This window comes from Micromonospora sp. CA-240977, assembly GCF_050942285.1.
Lineage (GTDB): Bacteria > Actinomycetota > Actinomycetes > Mycobacteriales > Micromonosporaceae > Micromonospora.
The window spans coordinates 5,498,921-5,513,390 of record NZ_CP192055.1 but is presented as its reverse complement, the minus strand read 5'-3'; the positions used below and the strand labels follow the sequence as shown (position 1 = coordinate 5,513,390).

General features: G+C 72.6%; 15 protein-coding genes. 8 read left to right on the top strand and 7 right to left on the bottom strand.

The window, feature by feature from the left end:
- Positions 1–208 precede the first annotated feature (208 nt).
- Positions 209–472, top strand: a complete 264-nt coding sequence (locus ACQPWW_RS24815; RefSeq protein WP_088949318.1) for a DUF6244 family protein — start codon at positions 209–211, stop codon at positions 470–472.
- Positions 473–513: 41 nt separating this feature from the next.
- On the opposite strand, the gene ACQPWW_RS24810 is transcribed toward ACQPWW_RS24815, so the two are convergent.
- The 3 genes from ACQPWW_RS24810 to map all read right to left on the bottom strand — a co-directional run bounded on the left by ACQPWW_RS24810 (position 514) and on the right by map (position 2,242).
- Positions 514–924, bottom strand: a complete 411-nt coding sequence (locus tag ACQPWW_RS24810) for a hypothetical protein (protein ID WP_433125887.1) — start codon at positions 922–924, stop codon at positions 514–516.
- 77 nt (positions 925–1,001) lie between these two features.
- Positions 1,002–1,460: a nitroreductase family deazaflavin-dependent oxidoreductase gene (locus ACQPWW_RS24805; protein WP_433125886.1), complete on the bottom strand. Its 459-nt coding sequence runs from the start codon at positions 1,458–1,460 to the stop codon at positions 1,002–1,004.
- On the bottom strand, positions 1,457–2,242 hold the full coding sequence (gene map / locus ACQPWW_RS24800) for a type I methionyl aminopeptidase (RefSeq protein WP_433125884.1): 786 nt from the start codon (positions 2,240–2,242) through the stop codon (positions 1,457–1,459). The genes ACQPWW_RS24805 and map overlap by 4 nt, the downstream gene beginning before the upstream one ends.
- A gap of 100 nt (positions 2,243–2,342) precedes the next feature.
- On the opposite strand from map, the gene ACQPWW_RS24795 reads away from it, so the two are divergent.
- Positions 2,343–2,609: a helix-turn-helix domain-containing protein gene (locus ACQPWW_RS24795; protein WP_433125883.1), complete on the top strand. Its 267-nt coding sequence runs from the start codon at positions 2,343–2,345 to the stop codon at positions 2,607–2,609.
- A 116-nt stretch (positions 2,610–2,725) separates the two neighbouring features.
- On the opposite strand, the gene ACQPWW_RS24790 is transcribed toward ACQPWW_RS24795, so the two are convergent.
- Positions 2,726–3,712 (bottom strand): SEC-C domain-containing protein, encoded by a 987-nt coding sequence (locus ACQPWW_RS24790; RefSeq protein ID WP_433125882.1) that lies wholly within the window; start codon positions 3,710–3,712, stop codon positions 2,726–2,728.
- 205 nt (positions 3,713–3,917) lie between these two features.
- Positions 3,918–5,384 carry an MFS transporter gene (locus ACQPWW_RS24785; protein ID WP_433125880.1) on the bottom strand — a complete coding sequence of 489 codons (1,467 nt, stop codon included), beginning with the start codon at positions 5,382–5,384 and terminating at the stop codon, positions 3,918–3,920.
- A 207-nt stretch (positions 5,385–5,591) separates the two neighbouring features.
- Here ACQPWW_RS24785 and ACQPWW_RS24780 point away from each other — a divergent pair, with 207 nt between their 5' ends.
- Positions 5,592–6,167: a TetR/AcrR family transcriptional regulator gene (locus tag ACQPWW_RS24780; protein WP_433125878.1), complete on the top strand. Its 576-nt coding sequence runs from the start codon at positions 5,592–5,594 to the stop codon at positions 6,165–6,167.
- A 7-nt stretch (positions 6,168–6,174) separates the two neighbouring features.
- On the opposite strand, the gene ACQPWW_RS24775 is transcribed toward ACQPWW_RS24780, so the two are convergent.
- Positions 6,175–7,533: a pentapeptide repeat-containing protein gene (locus ACQPWW_RS24775; RefSeq protein ID WP_433125877.1), complete on the bottom strand. Its 1,359-nt coding sequence runs from the start codon at positions 7,531–7,533 to the stop codon at positions 6,175–6,177.
- 232 nt (positions 7,534–7,765) lie between these two features.
- Between ACQPWW_RS24775 and ACQPWW_RS24770 the strand changes: the two genes are divergently transcribed.
- The 3 genes from ACQPWW_RS24770 to ACQPWW_RS24760 all read left to right on the top strand — a co-directional run bounded on the left by ACQPWW_RS24770 (position 7,766) and on the right by ACQPWW_RS24760 (position 11,345).
- Positions 7,766–8,566 (top strand): esterase/lipase family protein, encoded by an 801-nt coding sequence (locus ACQPWW_RS24770; RefSeq protein ID WP_433125876.1) that lies wholly within the window; start codon positions 7,766–7,768, stop codon positions 8,564–8,566.
- A gap of 164 nt (positions 8,567–8,730) precedes the next feature.
- Positions 8,731–10,938 (top strand): M48 family metalloprotease, encoded by a 2,208-nt coding sequence (locus ACQPWW_RS24765; protein WP_433125875.1) that lies wholly within the window; start codon positions 8,731–8,733, stop codon positions 10,936–10,938.
- 14 nt (positions 10,939–10,952) lie between these two features.
- Positions 10,953–11,345, top strand: coding sequence for an effector-associated constant component EACC1 (locus tag ACQPWW_RS24760; protein ID WP_433125874.1), 393 nt, complete (start codon positions 10,953–10,955; stop codon positions 11,343–11,345).
- A 25-nt stretch (positions 11,346–11,370) separates the two neighbouring features.
- Here the strand turns inward: ACQPWW_RS24760 and ACQPWW_RS24755 are convergent, their stop codons facing one another.
- The gene (locus tag ACQPWW_RS24755) at positions 11,371–12,243 is read right to left on the bottom strand and encodes an aldo/keto reductase (protein WP_433125872.1); all 873 of its coding nucleotides are present in this window, start codon (positions 12,241–12,243) and stop codon (positions 11,371–11,373) included.
- Positions 12,244–12,415: 172 nt separating this feature from the next.
- Between ACQPWW_RS24755 and ACQPWW_RS24750 the strand changes: the two genes are divergently transcribed.
- A complete protein-coding gene (locus ACQPWW_RS24750) occupies positions 12,416–12,781 on the top strand; it encodes a YciI family protein (RefSeq protein WP_433125871.1) in 366 nt (121 codons plus the stop codon).
- Positions 12,782–12,914: 133 nt separating this feature from the next.
- Positions 12,915–14,297, top strand: coding sequence for an FAD-binding oxidoreductase (locus tag ACQPWW_RS24745; protein WP_433125869.1), 1,383 nt, complete (start codon positions 12,915–12,917; stop codon positions 14,295–14,297).
- Positions 14,298–14,470: the final 173 nt, after the last annotated feature.

Genomic DNA, 14,470 nt, shown 5'->3' with positions numbered 1-14,470 from the left:
AACGGAAAGTGTCCAAGATTCAGATTCTTTCGTGCGGATCTCGGCGGCGGTCGCATCCGTAATCGCGTCTCGGTGGCTTCCGTGGCCATCCGCCGGTCGCTGGGTGTGCGCCGGGCACGCGGGCGGTCGCGCCGGGTGCGCGGATCTCGTACGCTCCCAGGTGGTCTCCGCCGGTGCGGAGGCGATGGTCGACCAGGGGAGGGTGCGCGTGAGCGCAGCACAGATCATCGCGAGGTTGGCGGCGGCGTCGCAGAAGCTGGACGAAGCGAAGGCCAAGACCGCGGCGGCAGCCCAGGACGCGGCCGAGGCGCGGGCGCTCGTCGCCGGTGCGTTGGAGGGTGTGGCCGCCGGTCCGCTGGTCGGCATGATCGACGCGTACCGTCAGGCGCTCGCGCAGGCGTCCCAGGGTGGCGACCCGGCCAAGCAGCACGTGCAGGAGACGATCGCCAAGGTCCGAGCGCTGGGAAACTGATCACGGGGCGGTGGCAGCGCACAGTGGCGGGCCCGACGGGGTCAGCGGGTGATGCGGAAGGTCTGTTCGAACCGCGGGTAGTCACAGCCGGTCTCGCCACAGAGTTCGAATCCGCCGCTGATCAGCGCGACACCCTTGTGGAGGACCAGCCCGCCGCTCTCCGCCCAGGCCCGCCCCTGCACGGTCTGGGGTTCGCCGGTGCAGCTGCCCAGCGGCGCCCAGCCACTCGCGTAGGCGACCCTGTCGCCGGACCGCTGCCTGATGATCAGCTCGCTGGCGCCGGACAGGCCGGGTTGGCAGGTCACGGTGAGGGTGACGTCCACGGCGACGCCTCGCGCGACAAGGGTCGCGGACGTGATCTCGACGCTGCTGTCCGCACTCGCCGGCGTGGGCGCCAGCGCCACGACGAGGGACGCGCCGAGCAGTGCGATGGTGGTGACGATGCGGCGCACAGTGGTCCTCCTTGGCCGGAGTGGGCGTTTGGCTGCGGTCACCATAGCCCTCTCCGACACTGACGGAGATTATTCGATCACGAAGAGTCTCGTGACGTGCGTTCGATGACGACGACGGGGATCTCACGGTCGGTGCCCTGCTGGTAGCGGGCGTACGTCGGGAAGACCTTCGTCATGATGGGCCACAGCCGGTCCCGTTCCTCGCCCGTCGCCGTCCGGGCCCGACCGGAGAACCGCTGGGCGCCGACCTGGACCTCCACTGTGGGATCGGCGCTCAGGTTCAGATACCAGGCGGGGTGCTTGCTGGCGCCCCCGTTGGACGCCACCAGGAGGTGGTTGTCGCCGTCGCGGCCGTACATCAGCGCGGTGCGACGTAGTGTGCCCGTTCGGCGTCCGCGCGTGGTGAGTAGCAGCGACGGTACGCCGTGGAAGGTCTCACCGTCGGCGCCGTCGGTCTCCACGTAGCGCCGGACGTGCTCGGCGACCCAGCCGACCGGGCTGTCCTCGATCGTCTCGTGCTGCTCCTGCGCCGTCACTGCGTGCTCTCCTCGGTGGGGCGGGTGGTCAGGACCTGGGGGCCGGCCTCGGTGATCGCGACGGTGTGCTCCGAGTGCGCCGTGCGGGAGCCGTCCGCGGACCGGATCGTCCACCCGTCCTCGTCAAACTTGATCTTGTCGGTGCTGCGGCAGAACCACGGCTCGATCGCGATCGTCAGGCCGGGCTTGAGCTTCATGCCCCGGCCGGGGCGGCCCTTGTTGGCGACGTGTGGGGCCTCGTGCATGGTGCGGCCGATGCCGTGCCCGCCGAACTCGTTGTTGACCTGGTAGCCGTAGCGGTGGGCGACCTCGCCGATGGCGGCGGAGACGTCGCCGAGCTGACTGCCCGGCTGCGCGGCGTCGATCGCGGCGACCAGCGCGACCTCGGTCGCCTCGATCAGCTTGAGGTCTTCCGGGGTCGGGGTGCCGACGATGACGGACAGCGCGGAGTCGGCGACCCAGCCGTCGATCCCGACCGCCATGTCGATGCTCAGCAGATCACCGTCGCGCAGGGTGTAGTCGTGCGGCAGGCCGTGCAGCACGGCGTCGTTCACCGAGAGGCACAGGACGTTGCGGAACGGGCCGCGGCCGAACGACGGCGCGTAGTCCCAGTAGCAGGACTCGGCGCCCCGCTCCTTGATCCGACGGCGGGCGTGGTGCTCAAGGTCCATCAGGTTGACCCCGACGGCGGCGACCTCACGCAGCTCCGCCAGCAGCTCGCCGACGAACTGGCCGGTCACGGCCATCCGTTGGATTTCCTCGGGGGACTTAAGCTCGATCACGACCAACCCTCCCTGTCCGTAGCGGTATATTTATACCACGCCTCGGCGGGTCCGCCCGGATGGCGTTGCTGGTCCGCCAGGGCGGACCTATCCTGCTCACATGGTTCGCCCACCGCTCACACCCGCGCAGATCGCCGCGGGCCAACGTCTCGGGGCGGCGCTCCGGGTCGCGCGAGGTGGCCGCCCCCTCGTCGACGTGGCACTGGCGGCCGGCATCTCGCCGGAGACGCTCCGCAAGATCGAGGTGGGTCGGCTCCCGGCGCCCGCGTTCGGCACTGTGGTCTGCCTCAGTGAGGTCCTCGGCGTCCAGCTCAGCGACCTGGCCGAGGTGTGGCTCGCCGACCCGCGCGTCCGCGAAGCATCCTGACCGCGCGGCCGTGACCGCGTCGCCGTGACCGCGCAGCCACAGCGCGGGGCCGGGCAGCCCCAGCGCGGGGCCGGGCAGCCCCAGCGCGGGGCCGGGCGGCAGCAGCGCGGGGCCGGTCAGCCGCGCGAGCGCGGCAGGCAGCACTTCTTGTACTTGGCGCCCGATCCGCACCAGCAGGCGTCGTTGCGGCCGGGTGGCCAGGCCCGGAGGTCGGACCCGGTGAGTGAGTCGGCGTACTCGTCCTGCGTCTCCTCGTCGGTGGGGTCGCTGCCCTCGCGTTCGGCGAAGGCCGCCAGCCCGGCGACGGAGCCGACGACCACGCCCAGGTCGACGCCGCCCACCCCGGACGCGTCGACGAGGGCCCGTTCGGTCTGGGCGCGGTGCTCGTCCCAGGTCGGGGGGTAGCTCTCGGCGAGCGTGGGCCAGCGCAGCAGCAGCGCGTGGAACTCCGCCTGCGGCCAGAACAGCAGCGTCGCGGGGCCGTCGTCGAGCGCGTCGAGCGCGTGGTTGCTGGCGGCGCGCAGCCGGTCGGCGAGGTTGTCGTACTCGTCGTGCGGCAGGCCCAGCTCCTCGCGCAGGTTGTGTCGCCGCTGGGTCAGCCCGTAGATCATGGCCGCGGCCTCGTCCTGGGCGTCCTCGGATTCGTGCTGCTGGTCCCGGGTCCGTGCCAGGATCGCGTCCAGCGCCTCGGTCAGCCACTCCACCGCCAGGTCGGGGCGGCCGGCTTCGGCCAGCTCCTCGACCAGGTAGGTGGCGTTGGGATTGGTCTCCAACAGTGGGCGCAGGGCGGTCAGCTCGGCCATGCCCTCGTCTTCGCGGCCGAGGCGCAGCAGCAGACCGCCGCGCACCGACCGGGCGTACGCGTCCTCGTCGGGTTGTTCGGCGATGGCGCGGGTGGCCAGCGCGAGCGCGTCGGCCAGGTCGCCCGCCTGCTCGAGGATGTCCGCGGCGACAAGCAGGGCGTACCCGGTGTCGTCGGGGTCGGCGACCCGCCCCTCGTCGACAGCGCCCACCAGCTCGGCGACAAGCGCGGCCGGGTCCGGGCTCGTGGGGCCCAGCGAACCGATCTCCTCGATGCGGTCGGCGGTCAGCAGTTCGGGCATGGCGGCATCCTGAAGCAGGGGAGTGGTGGACGGGAGAGCGGCCAGCGTACTCCCGCAGGCCCGGTAGACCACGGAGCCCGGGGCGCGTTGCGCTCCGGGCTCACGAGCGAGGCAGCAGTTTCCCCGAAAGTGCTGCCTACCGACGCGTCGAGGCAGCAACTTCGGTGAAGTTGCTGCCTCGATCGTGACCGCCGACCGGATGGGGTCAGCGGGTCGCCGGCATTGTGGCGAACTCGCCGGCTAGCTCCGACTCGATGATCGTCGCGGTGGACGGCCGGCGACCGGCCGACGCCCGCCGGGCGGACGGGACGGCGAGGGCCGCGAGCGCGGCGGCCAGGGCGATGGCCGTGAGAACGAGAAACCCGGTAGTGAAGCCGGCCTCCCGGGGAAGGCCGTTGGCCTGCGGGTGCGCGGTGATCACGCCGCTGACCACTGCGGCGCCGATCGCGCCTCCGATGGTGCGGATGTTGGCGTTCATGCCGGTCGCCACGCCGGTCTGGCTGGCCGGCACGCTGGCGACGATCAGGTTGGCCATCGACGCGAAGGCCAGACCGATGCCGAGGCCGACCAGGCCGCCGGCGATGGCGACCTCCCAGCGGGTGTCGTGCGCGGCGGCGAGCATCGCCGAGGCGGCCACGTTGAACGCGGCACCGGTGGCGAGCTGCGCCTTGGCGCTGAAGACGGCCTGGAGTCGGCCGGCGACGAGACCGGCGACGAACATCGCGACGAGCATCGGCAGCATGAGCAGACCGGCCTGGCTGATGCTCGCCCCGAAGCCGTAGCCGGCGGCGGTCGGGGTCTGCACGAACTGCGGGAGGAACGCGTACACGGAGAACATCGACGCGCCGTAGAGCAGGGCCACCAGGTTGGTGGTCCAGACTCCGGGCAGGCGCATCATCCGCATGTCGATAAGCGGATTCTTCGACCGCAGTTCGGCGACCAGCCAGCTGGCCAGCAGCACCACGGCGAGCACCAGCAGACCGAGCACCCGGGTGGAGGTCCAGCCCCAGGTCGCGCCCTGGCTGATCGGCAGCAGCAGCGCCACCAGCCAGCCGGAGAGCAGCAGTGTGGCGCGCCAGTCGATGCGCCCGGGGGTACGGACCGGCGACTCGGGGACGAACAGGTGGGCGGCCACGGCGGTCAGCCCGACCACGACCATCGGGATCCAGAACAGCCAGCGGTAGTCCAGCGTGGTGACGATCGGGCCGGCCAGCACGATGCCCAGGCCACCGCCGACGGCGACGATCGCCGAGATGGCGGCCACGGCCGTGGAGACCCGTGCGGCCGGGAACTCGTCGCGGATGATGCCGAACGACAGCGGGAAGACCGCTCCGCCGATGCCCTGCACGACCCGGGCGAGGATGAGGACGCCGATGTTCGGCGCGATGGCGGCCAGCAGGCAGCCGAGCGCGAGCGCGGCGAGCGAGACGACGAGCATCCGTTCCTTGCCGACCATGTCGCCGACCCGTCCGAGGATCGGCGTGAAGATCGACGCGGAGAGCAGGTAGGCGGTCAGGACCCAGGTCACTGTGTTCTGGGAGGTGTGCAGATCCTGCTGGATGGTGGGTAGCACCGGGGTGATCAGCGACTGGAGCATCGCGAAGAACCCGGCGCCGGCCGCGAGCACGGTGAAGGTGAGCCGACGCGAGCTGCGTCGGGAGGTTACTGCCACGAGAGAGAACTCCCTGATTACGTACTGAGCCCGTCGTCTGCGACGGGCAGGGCTGTCGGGTCCGGGCGATCGGGTGGCCAGGCGGCGATCGGGCGGATCCCGAGGTAAGCTAACCGGAGGCAGGCCTCCGGGGGTTCCGGAGGGGTGCCTCCACTAAGTTAGCGGAGGGTTGCCTCCGGATGCAACCAGGTTGAGGTGACGCACGTCATGACCAGCGCGGGGCAGGCGCCCGAGGTCTTCGCCCAGCGGCCCAAGCGGGCCGATGCGCGGCGTAACTACGACGCCCTGATCGCGGCGGCCCGCGAGGCGTTCGCCGAGAACGGCGCCGCCGCCTCCCTGGAGGACGTGGCCCGGCGGGCCGGGGTCGGCATCGGCACGCTCTACCGCAACTTCCCCAGCCGACGGCACCTCTTCGAAGCCGTCTACGTCGAGGAGGTGCGGGCGCTGAGCCGATCGGCCGAGGACCTCGCCGAGCTCCCCCCGTGGGACGCGCTCGTCGCCTGGCTGCACCGGTTCGTCGCGTACGTCGCCACCAAGCGGGCGCTCGCCGAGCAGCTACTGCACGACTCGGAGATCTTCACCAGCTGCCGGACGGAGATCTACTCCGCCGGCGAGCCGCTGATGCGTCGCGCCCAGGATGCCGGCGTGGTCCGTGCCGACGTCGGCTTCGACGACGTGGTGCGCCTGATCAGCGGCCTCACCATGGCGCAGTTCCCGTCACCCGAGCAACGCGACAGGGTGCTCGGCGTGGCCCTGGACGGCCTGCGCGCCACAGTGCGCTGACCCGGCGTCAACGGTCGACGAGCAGCAGCCACTCGTCGTCGAGCCGTTCCACCACCGTGCCCTCCGGCCAGCGGTGACCGAGATCGACAATCGCCCGGGCCTGATCGACGTACGGTGGCCGGCTGAACTGTGCGTCGCGGAAGCTGGTCATGCTGTGGAACCGGGCTCGGCCGAAGTTCGCGGCGTCGGTGAAGCGGGCCCTGTCGAACAGCGCCTCCGCGCCGAACACCGTCCAGCGGAACAACGCCATGTGCCGGAAGCGGGCGGAGTGGAAGTTGGCCGACCTGCCGAACTCGGTGTGCTCCATCGACAGGGCGGCGTCGAAGACGGCCTCCCGGAAGGTGGTGGCGTCCTCGAAGCGGGTCGCGTCGAAGCTTGTCGGCTGACCGAAGGTCGTCCGGCGGAATGAGGCCAGGCCGGCGAAGGTGGACCGCCGGCAGGACAGGCCACCGGTGAACGCGGCGCCGTCGAAGCTGGCCAGACCGCCGACGTGAGCGCCGTCGAGCATGACCTCGCCGTCGGCCGTGAGCCCCTCGAAGGCCACGTCGCCGAAGGTCGCCGCCCCGAGCAGGAGGCGCCCCCGCGCCGTCGCGCCCGCGAAGGTGGTCGTGCCGGTGAACGCCGCCGCCGTGAAGTTCGCGTCGACAAGCGTGCAGCCCGTGGCGTCGAAGTCGACGAGCGTGGCACCGGTCAGGTCGAGCGCCAGCTCCGGCCAGTGGGTCGGGTCGTCCGCGCGCAGGTGTCGGGTGAGCACGAGCTGCGCGGTGCGCCGGACCTCCGTCTCGCGCGGCTCGCCGTCCGGCGCCGGCATCCGCAGGTACGCGCACAGCACCGCCGCGATCGTCGGGCGCTGCCCCGGATTGTCCTGACCGAGGCGCTCCAGCGCGTGCAGGCCGCCCAGGCGTACCGCCGCGCTGTCGTTGCCGAGCAGCTCGACGGCCCGGGTGTAGAGCTCGGTCAGCCGGCGCTCCGCCGCGTCGTGCTCGGCCGCTCCGGACTGCCGGTCCTGCTGGCGTTGCGCGGCCTCGGCCACCGACTCGGCGTGCGCCTGCACCCGGTCCCGGTGTGCCTGGTCGCGGGCGGCGACGCTCTCCTGGTGTCGTTGCGCGCGTTCGGCGATCCACTGGCGCCGGGCGGCCAGCAGCAGGGCGAGCCCGCCGCCGGTGCCGGCGACCACTGTCAGGCCGGTGCGGATCGCGTCGATGCGCAGCGTGGCGCGGGTGTCCGGTTGGCCGGCCCGGTCGGCCTCGGCGAGCAGCAGGCCCAGCACCAGCCAGCCCAGGGCGGCGGCGACAAGCAGCCCGACCAGCACCAGCCACCACGGCATCACCCGTAACTGGCGCTCGGGGGGTTCGTCGGCGACCACTGCCACAGCATGCCATTCGCCGTCACCGCCCGGGGGTGCGCCACCGGGCCGCCGGTCCGATGTGGAGCCGGGCCGAATTGCCGGTTTGCCCCCTCGGTGGAACAACGGGTTACCGGCCCGTAACAAATCATTGACGGTTCTGAATTGTTACGGGCATGATCGTCGCACGGTCGACCGGACACCCCCACCCACCTGCCCGGTACGCCGGGTGCCTCCCCCCGGAGGTGCAGCCATGCTGCTCCGAAAGACCGCCCTCGTCGGGTCCCTCGTCGCCGCCGCCCTGTTCGCGTCCGCCGGTACGGCGACCGCCGCCACCCCCGCCGATCCCACAGCGGCCAGCGCCGTCGCGCCCGCCGCCCTCGCCGCCGCTGCCGCGGCCAACCCGGTGATCGTGGTCGGTGGGCTCAGCGGCGTCGCCGTCGCGTACCAGCCGCTGGCCGCCCGGCTGCGCGCCGACGGCTACCGCGCCTACGTCTACCAGCTCCCCGGGCTGGGCCTCGGCGACATCCCCACCTCCGCCCGCGCCCTCGCCGGCTACGTCGACCAGGTGCGCGCCAGCACCGGCGCGGCGACGGTGGACGTCGTCGCCCACTCCGAAGGCGGCCTGGTCAGCCGCTACTACCTCAAGCGGCTCGGCGGCACCGCCACCGTTGGCCGCTACGTCAGCCTGGGCACGCCGCAGTACGGTACCTACGTCGCCACCATCGCGGCGTTCCTTGGCCTGGGCAGCTGCGCCGGCGTCGTGGCCTGCCAACAGATGACCATCGGCTCGGCGTTCCTCGCCGACCTCAACGCCGGCGACGACACCCCGGGCACGGTGCGCTACACCACCGTCCGCACCCTGCAGGACGAGCTGGTCCGGCCAACCGGGAACGCCGCCGTCAACGACGGCGCGACGAACGTGCTGATCCAGGCGTACTGCCCGCTGCGGGTGGTGGGGCACCTCGGCCTGGTGCTCGACGGCACGGCGTACACCATCGTGCGCGGCGCCCTGGTGGACGGCCCGGTGCGACCCAACTGCCTCGCGCTCTGAGCTGGCCCGTGCGGGTGGTCCCGACGGGACCACCCGCACCGGCGCGCGACAAATGTCGGGTGGGCGACGTTCCCGGGAAAGGGGTGTCCGACATCAGGCGCGCTCGATAACCTGCTGCGGCTGTCCATTGCCGACAGACGTGACTTCCCGGAGGAGCAGCGCGCATGACCGAGCCGCACACCGTGCCGTCGGAGGGCACCCCGCCGACCGTGCCGCAGCTCGACATCCGGGCGGCCGAACCGCCGACGAGCGAACCACCACCGCCCACCGGTGGCTTCGCCGACCGGCCGCCCGGCTACCCCAGCGCGCTGGTCTGGCTGCGCGCCGGGATCCTGCGGGACTGGCGGGGCGTGCTCGGCGCGTTCGTCGCCACCTGGTTCTACCTGCCGGTCGCGCTGCTCCTGGCGTTCTGGGGCGGTCTCGTCCTCGCCGTCACCGGGCTCTTCGCCGGCGGGTTGGGCGCCGACGACCAGGTGCCCCAGATGCTGCGCGACGCCCCGCTGATCGGCTCCCTGCTGGAGGCGTTCCTGAGCCGCTCCGGCGGGGTGCTCGGCGGGGTGGCCGGCTTCGTCGCCGGGTTCCTGGCCGGCTTCCTGGCCGTGCTGGTGGTGCCCTGGCTGGGCGCCGACAACGGGGTGTTCACGGTGGTCACCGGGCTGGTCGGCACGGTCGCCGCGGCGGCGCTGATCGGGGTGCTCTACACCCTCTACCGGGTGCTGCTGGAACCGCGCCTGCTGGTGGTCTCCGGCGCCCGCCAGCCCAGCCGCCGGGAGGACGCGCGGCTGCGCCCCGTGCTGGACGAGTGCGCCCGGCGGCTCGGCCTGCCCAGCGTGCCCCGACTGCTGATGGAGGACGACCCGGTCCTGAGCAACGCCCGCACGTACGCCCGGCACGTGGTGGTCACCACCGCCGTGCTGACCGAGCCGGACGACGAGGTCGCCGCGCTGCTCAGCCACGAGCTGGTGCACTGGCGCACCGGCGACGAGATCACCAGCGCCTTCGTCCGTGGCGTCGGCCTGCCGCTGACCCTCGCGCACGCCCTGCCGACCTGGCTGATGCGGACGTTCCCGCACCCGGGCACCAACTTCGTGGTCTTTCTGTTCTTCTGGCCGGTGCTGCTCACCATGCGCTACGTGGTGCTGCCGCTGCACGCCCGCGACGTGCGCGCGGCCGAGTACCGGGCCGACCTCGGCGCCGTGCTCACCGGGCACGTCGACGGGATGCGGCGCGTCCTGGAGCGGCGGCTGTCCTTCGAGACCGGCCGCAGCGGCTGGGACGAGGCGGTCTGCGCCACCCACCCGCCGCACGAGCTCCGGCTCGACGCGCTGGAGCGGGCGTCGGTGGCCGGGGCGCCCGCGGCGGCGGACGAGCCCGTCACCGTCGAGCGGCTGTTCGGCCACTCCGGCCCGGTCGGCACCCGCCGGACCTGGCTGCTTGTCGGCGCCCTCATGCTGGCAGCGTGCGTCGGCACCGGCGGGCTCGGCGTGGTGCAGTGGGCGTTCTTCCGACCGCAGGCGACTGTCGACGGATACTTCTCCGCGCTCGCCGACCGGGACAGCGACGCCGCGCTCGGTTTCCTGAGCGACCAGAGCGGTGTCACCGACCGCAAGCTGCTCGCCCAACTGCTGCGGGGCGAGGGCTACCAACCGCCGACCGACGTCGACATCACCAAGCTGGAGCGCGACGACGACAGCGCCACGGCCACCGTGGCGTACCGGCTGGGCGGCGCGCGGCAGACCGCGACGGTCAGCCTGCGCCGCGACGAGGAGGCCACCGCCGGGCTGTTCCACGGCTGGCAGCTGAGCGACGGCCTGACGCCGCTCAGCATCGCGATCGGCGGGCCCGGCGTGCGCCTCAACGGCGTCGAGCTGCCCGGCGGCACCGACGGTCCTCCGCTGGTGCTGCTGCTGCCCGGCGGCTACACCGCGACCGGCCCGGCCAGCGCGCTCAGCGAGACGCCCGCCGAGACGTTGGCGGTCGGCCCGGGGCAGGGCACTGCCACCCTGCAACTCGCGCCGGTGCTCACGCCGGTCGCTGTCGAGGCCGTCGATGCCCGGGTACGGGCCTGGTTGGACGAGTGCGCCAAGCAGACCGTCGCCGCACCGCCGGGCTGCCCGTTCCGCTACTACGGTGGGTCCGCGCAGAAGGTCACCTGGAAGATCCTGGAGTACCCGAAGCTCGCCGTCGAGTTGACCGGCCCGGACAGCGCCGAGGTCTCCACCCCGTACGAGAGCCAGGGCAAGGTGCAGGTCAGCGGCACCAACACGTACTTCGGTGGCACCTCACCGTTCACCGACGACGACACGTTCACCGTCACCGGCGTCGCCACCGCCGAGGGGGAGGGCGTCGCCTTCCGCCCCGCCGCCAACTGACCGGGAGAGACTCCGTGACCGACAGCGACACCGCCGCCCGGCAGCCCGTGCGGTTGACCATCAACCCCCGGCAGCGCCAGCAGCCGGCGGTCGACCTGCTGGCCTGGATCCACCGCCACCCGGAGTACCGGCCGGTGGTGCGCCGGGCCGGCGGCGGTGGGGGACGGCCGGGCTTCAGCGACGCGGTGATCATCGCGGTGCTCGCCCAGGGGTTGCTCCCCGGTCTGTTCAACCTGTTGCAGTCCTGGGTCGACCAGCAGCGCACCGAGGCCAGCATCCGGATCCAGGCCGGCGACACCGAGGTGGAACTACAGGTGAGTGGACGCACCGACTCGGCTCGCCTGCTGGCCCAGGCGACCGAGGCGCTACGGGCCGCCCGGGAGCCCGGTCCGGACGCCGCCGACTGACACCGGCGGCGCCCGCACCGGCGGGTCAGCTCGCCGCGGCCAACGACTCGAACTCGTCGTCGGTGAGCCGCACGTCGGCCGCGCCCACGTTCTCCTCCAGGTGCGCCACCGAGGACGTGCCGGGGATCGGCAGCATCACCGGCGAGCGACGCAGCAGCCAGGCCAGCGCGAGCTGCGCGGGCGACGCGCCGTGCGCGGTGGAGATGGCGTCCAGCGGGCCGCCCGGGCGGGCCAGCTCACCGGTGGCGATCGGGAACCACGGGATGAACGCGAGGTCGTTGCGCTCGCAGTACTCCAGCACGTCCTCCGCGCTGCGGTTGGCCAGGTTGTACAGGTTCTGCACGGAGGCGATCGTGGTGATCGCCCGGGACTCCTCGATCTGCGCCACGCTCACCTCGGACAACCCGATGTGCTGGATCTTGCCCTCCTGCCGCAACAGCGCCAGCTCACCGAGCTGGTCGGCGAGCGGCACCTTCGGGTCGATGCGGTGCAACTGGTAGAGCGGGATGCTGTCCAGGCCGAGGTGGCGCAGGCTCAGCTCACACTGCTGACGCAGGTACTCCGGGCGACCCACCACGCGCCAGTCGCCCGGACCGGACCGGGTGAACCCACCCTTGGTCGCGATGACCAGGTCGTCGGCGTACGGGTGCAGGGCCTCACGGATCAACAGCTCCGAGACGAACGGCCCGTACGAGTCGGCGGTGTCGATGAACGTCACGCCCAGCTCGACGGCCCGGCGCAGCACCCGGACCGCCTCCGCCGGGTCCTTCGGGTCACCCCAGACACCGGGGCCGGTGATCTGCATCGCCCCGTAACCGAGCCGGTTGACTGTGACGTCTCCACCGATCCGGTACGTGCCGGACGCCTTCGCGGGCTGCTCACTGATGTTTGTCGCCATTGGTAGATCATCCCCCGGAACCCGGCCGACACACCGGTCGTCGGCCGACTGTGTGCGCGGACACCTCAACCGCCCGCCGGGACCGGTTGCCGCCAAGCCCCGGTACGACCCGGGCGTACGTGCGACGCTGGCGGGGCCGGTGCCGTTCGGCGCGACGGCGGAGGGAGCACCCATGGCGGGAGTGCCGCAGGTCAACTTCGCGCTCGACACGTACGAGTGCATCGTGATCTATCCCGGTGCGGCCGGACGGGCCCTGCCCGCCGAGACCGTGCAACGGTTGCAGTCGGAGCACGCCGAGCACATGCAGGCGTTGCAGCGCGGCGGCATCATCCTGGTCGCCGGCTCGATCGACGGGCCGGCCAGCAATCCGGAGCCGCCGATCGGCTTCGGGCTGGCCCGCACCGGCAGCGTCGACGACGTCCGCAGCGTGCTGGAGGCCGACCCGGCGGTGCAGGCCGGGCTCTACCGGGTGGACGTGCTGACCTTCCTCTGCCCGGCCGGGTCGCTGGAGTTCCCCCTGATCAAGACCGAGAGCTGAGCTGTCGGTCAATCGGCGGTTGTCGTGATGACGACGGCGCTCGGCGGCGTGCCGGTGTTACGGTCGCGCCCTGCGAGGGCCGCCGCCGGGGCGCACCCGGAAGCGTTGGGTCGGCCCCGGTCGAGGAGTCGCCATGATCTCCGCCGCCACCCCCGATGTCGCGACGGCCACCGCCCGGCTGCGTGCCCTGCTCGGCGACCGGTTGCACGAGCCGGGCGATCCCGCGTACGCCACCACCACCCGGCTCTGGAACGGCGCGGTCCAGCGCACGCCCGCCCTGGTGGCCCACTGCCAGAACGCCGACGAGGTGTCCCACGCGGTTCGCGTCGCCGCCCGCTGCCACCTGCCCCTGTCGGTCCGCTCCGGCGGACACGACTGGGCCGGCCGCGCGCTTCGCGACGGCGGCCTGGTGCTCGACCTGACCGGTCTGCGCGCCGTCCAGGTCGACCCGGACGAGGCCACGGTGACCGCCGGCGGTGGTGCCACGACGGCCGAGCTGCTGGCCGCCGCCCGCCCGTACGACCTGGTGGTGCCCACCGGTGTGGTCCGCGACGTGGGCCTGGCCGGGCTCACCCTCGCCGGCGGGTACGGCCCGCTCTGCGGCCGGTTCGGTCTGACCCTGGACAACCTGCTCGGCGCGGAGGTGGTCCTCGCCGACGGCCGCCGGGTCACCGCCGACCCCCGCCACGACGCCGAGTTGTACTGGGCGCTGCGCGGCGGCGGTGGGAACGTCGGCGTGGTCACCGAGCTGCGTTTCCGCGCGCACCGGCTGCCCGGCGTGCTGGCCGGCATGATCATGTTCGCGCTGGCCGAGGCGCCGTCCGTGCTGCGCGGCTACGGCGCGCTCATCGCCGAGGCCCCGGACGAGCTGACAGTGATGACCGGCTTCCTGCCCGGCCCGGCCGGCGAACCGGTGATCTTCGTCTGCCCGTTCTACAGCGGCCCGGACCTGGACGCCGGGTCGCCGTGGATGGACCGGTTGCGCGCGCTGGGCACCCCACTTGTCGACCAGGTCGCCCCGATGCCGTACGCGGATGCGCTGCGGATGTTCGACGGCGGCATGGTCGACGGCAACCACTACCTGCTGCGTACCCGGTGGCTGCCCGCGCTCACCGACGGGGTGGCCGACGTGCTCGTCGACGCGGCCCACCAGGTCGGCTCGCCGTTCTCGGCGCTGGCCCTACACCACTTCCACGGCGCGGCCACCCGGGTCCGACTCGCCGACACGGCGTTCGGCCTGCGCGACGAGCACCTGCTGACCGAGATCATCGCGGTCTGGCCACCCGGTGAGCAGGCCGCGCCGCACCGGGAGTGGGCCGAGCGCACCTCGGCGGCGCTCGAACCGCACGCCCTGCCCGGTGGTTACCCGAACCTGCTCGCCCCGGAGGAGACCGACCGGGTCCGGCTCGCCTACGGCGCGAACTGGGCGCGACTACGCCGGGCCAAGCGCCGCTACGACCCCCGTGACCTGCTCACCGCGGTGCCCACCCTGCCTCCGTCGGCGCACCCGGGATGAGCCTTCCTCGGGAGCACCCCGACAGCGCACACCGACGGAGGCGTACGATTCCCGGCGCGCGGTCGCCGTTGCCCGTCGCCACAACGTTCCCGGTGCGGTTCCGCCCGCCGGCCCGACGCGCACCGCGCGTCGTTGGACACCTGTTCCGCTGCCTGCAATGGGTCGGCCCCGAG

What these genes read in the sequence shown, in the direction of transcription:
- ACQPWW_RS24795 (WP_433125883.1), top strand. Translation starts at nt 2,343, where the DNA reads ATGGTTCGCCCACCGCTCACACCCGCGCAGATCGCCGCGGGCCAACGT.
- ACQPWW_RS24790 (WP_433125882.1), bottom strand. Translation starts at nt 3,712, where the DNA reads ATGCCCGAACTGCTGACCGCCGACCGCATCGAGGAGATCGGTTCGCTG.
- ACQPWW_RS24780 (WP_433125878.1), top strand. Translation starts at nt 5,592, where the DNA reads ATGACCAGCGCGGGGCAGGCGCCCGAGGTCTTCGCCCAGCGGCCCAAG.
- ACQPWW_RS24770 (WP_433125876.1), top strand. Translation starts at nt 7,766, where the DNA reads ATGCTGCTCCGAAAGACCGCCCTCGTCGGGTCCCTCGTCGCCGCCGCC.
- ACQPWW_RS24765 (WP_433125875.1), top strand. Translation starts at nt 8,731, where the DNA reads ATGACCGAGCCGCACACCGTGCCGTCGGAGGGCACCCCGCCGACCGTG.
- ACQPWW_RS24755 (WP_433125872.1), bottom strand. Translation starts at nt 12,243, where the DNA reads ATGGCGACAAACATCAGTGAGCAGCCCGCGAAGGCGTCCGGCACGTAC.
- ACQPWW_RS24750 (WP_433125871.1), top strand. Translation starts at nt 12,416, where the DNA reads ATGGCGGGAGTGCCGCAGGTCAACTTCGCGCTCGACACGTACGAGTGC.
- ACQPWW_RS24745 (WP_433125869.1), top strand. Translation starts at nt 12,915, where the DNA reads ATGATCTCCGCCGCCACCCCCGATGTCGCGACGGCCACCGCCCGGCTG.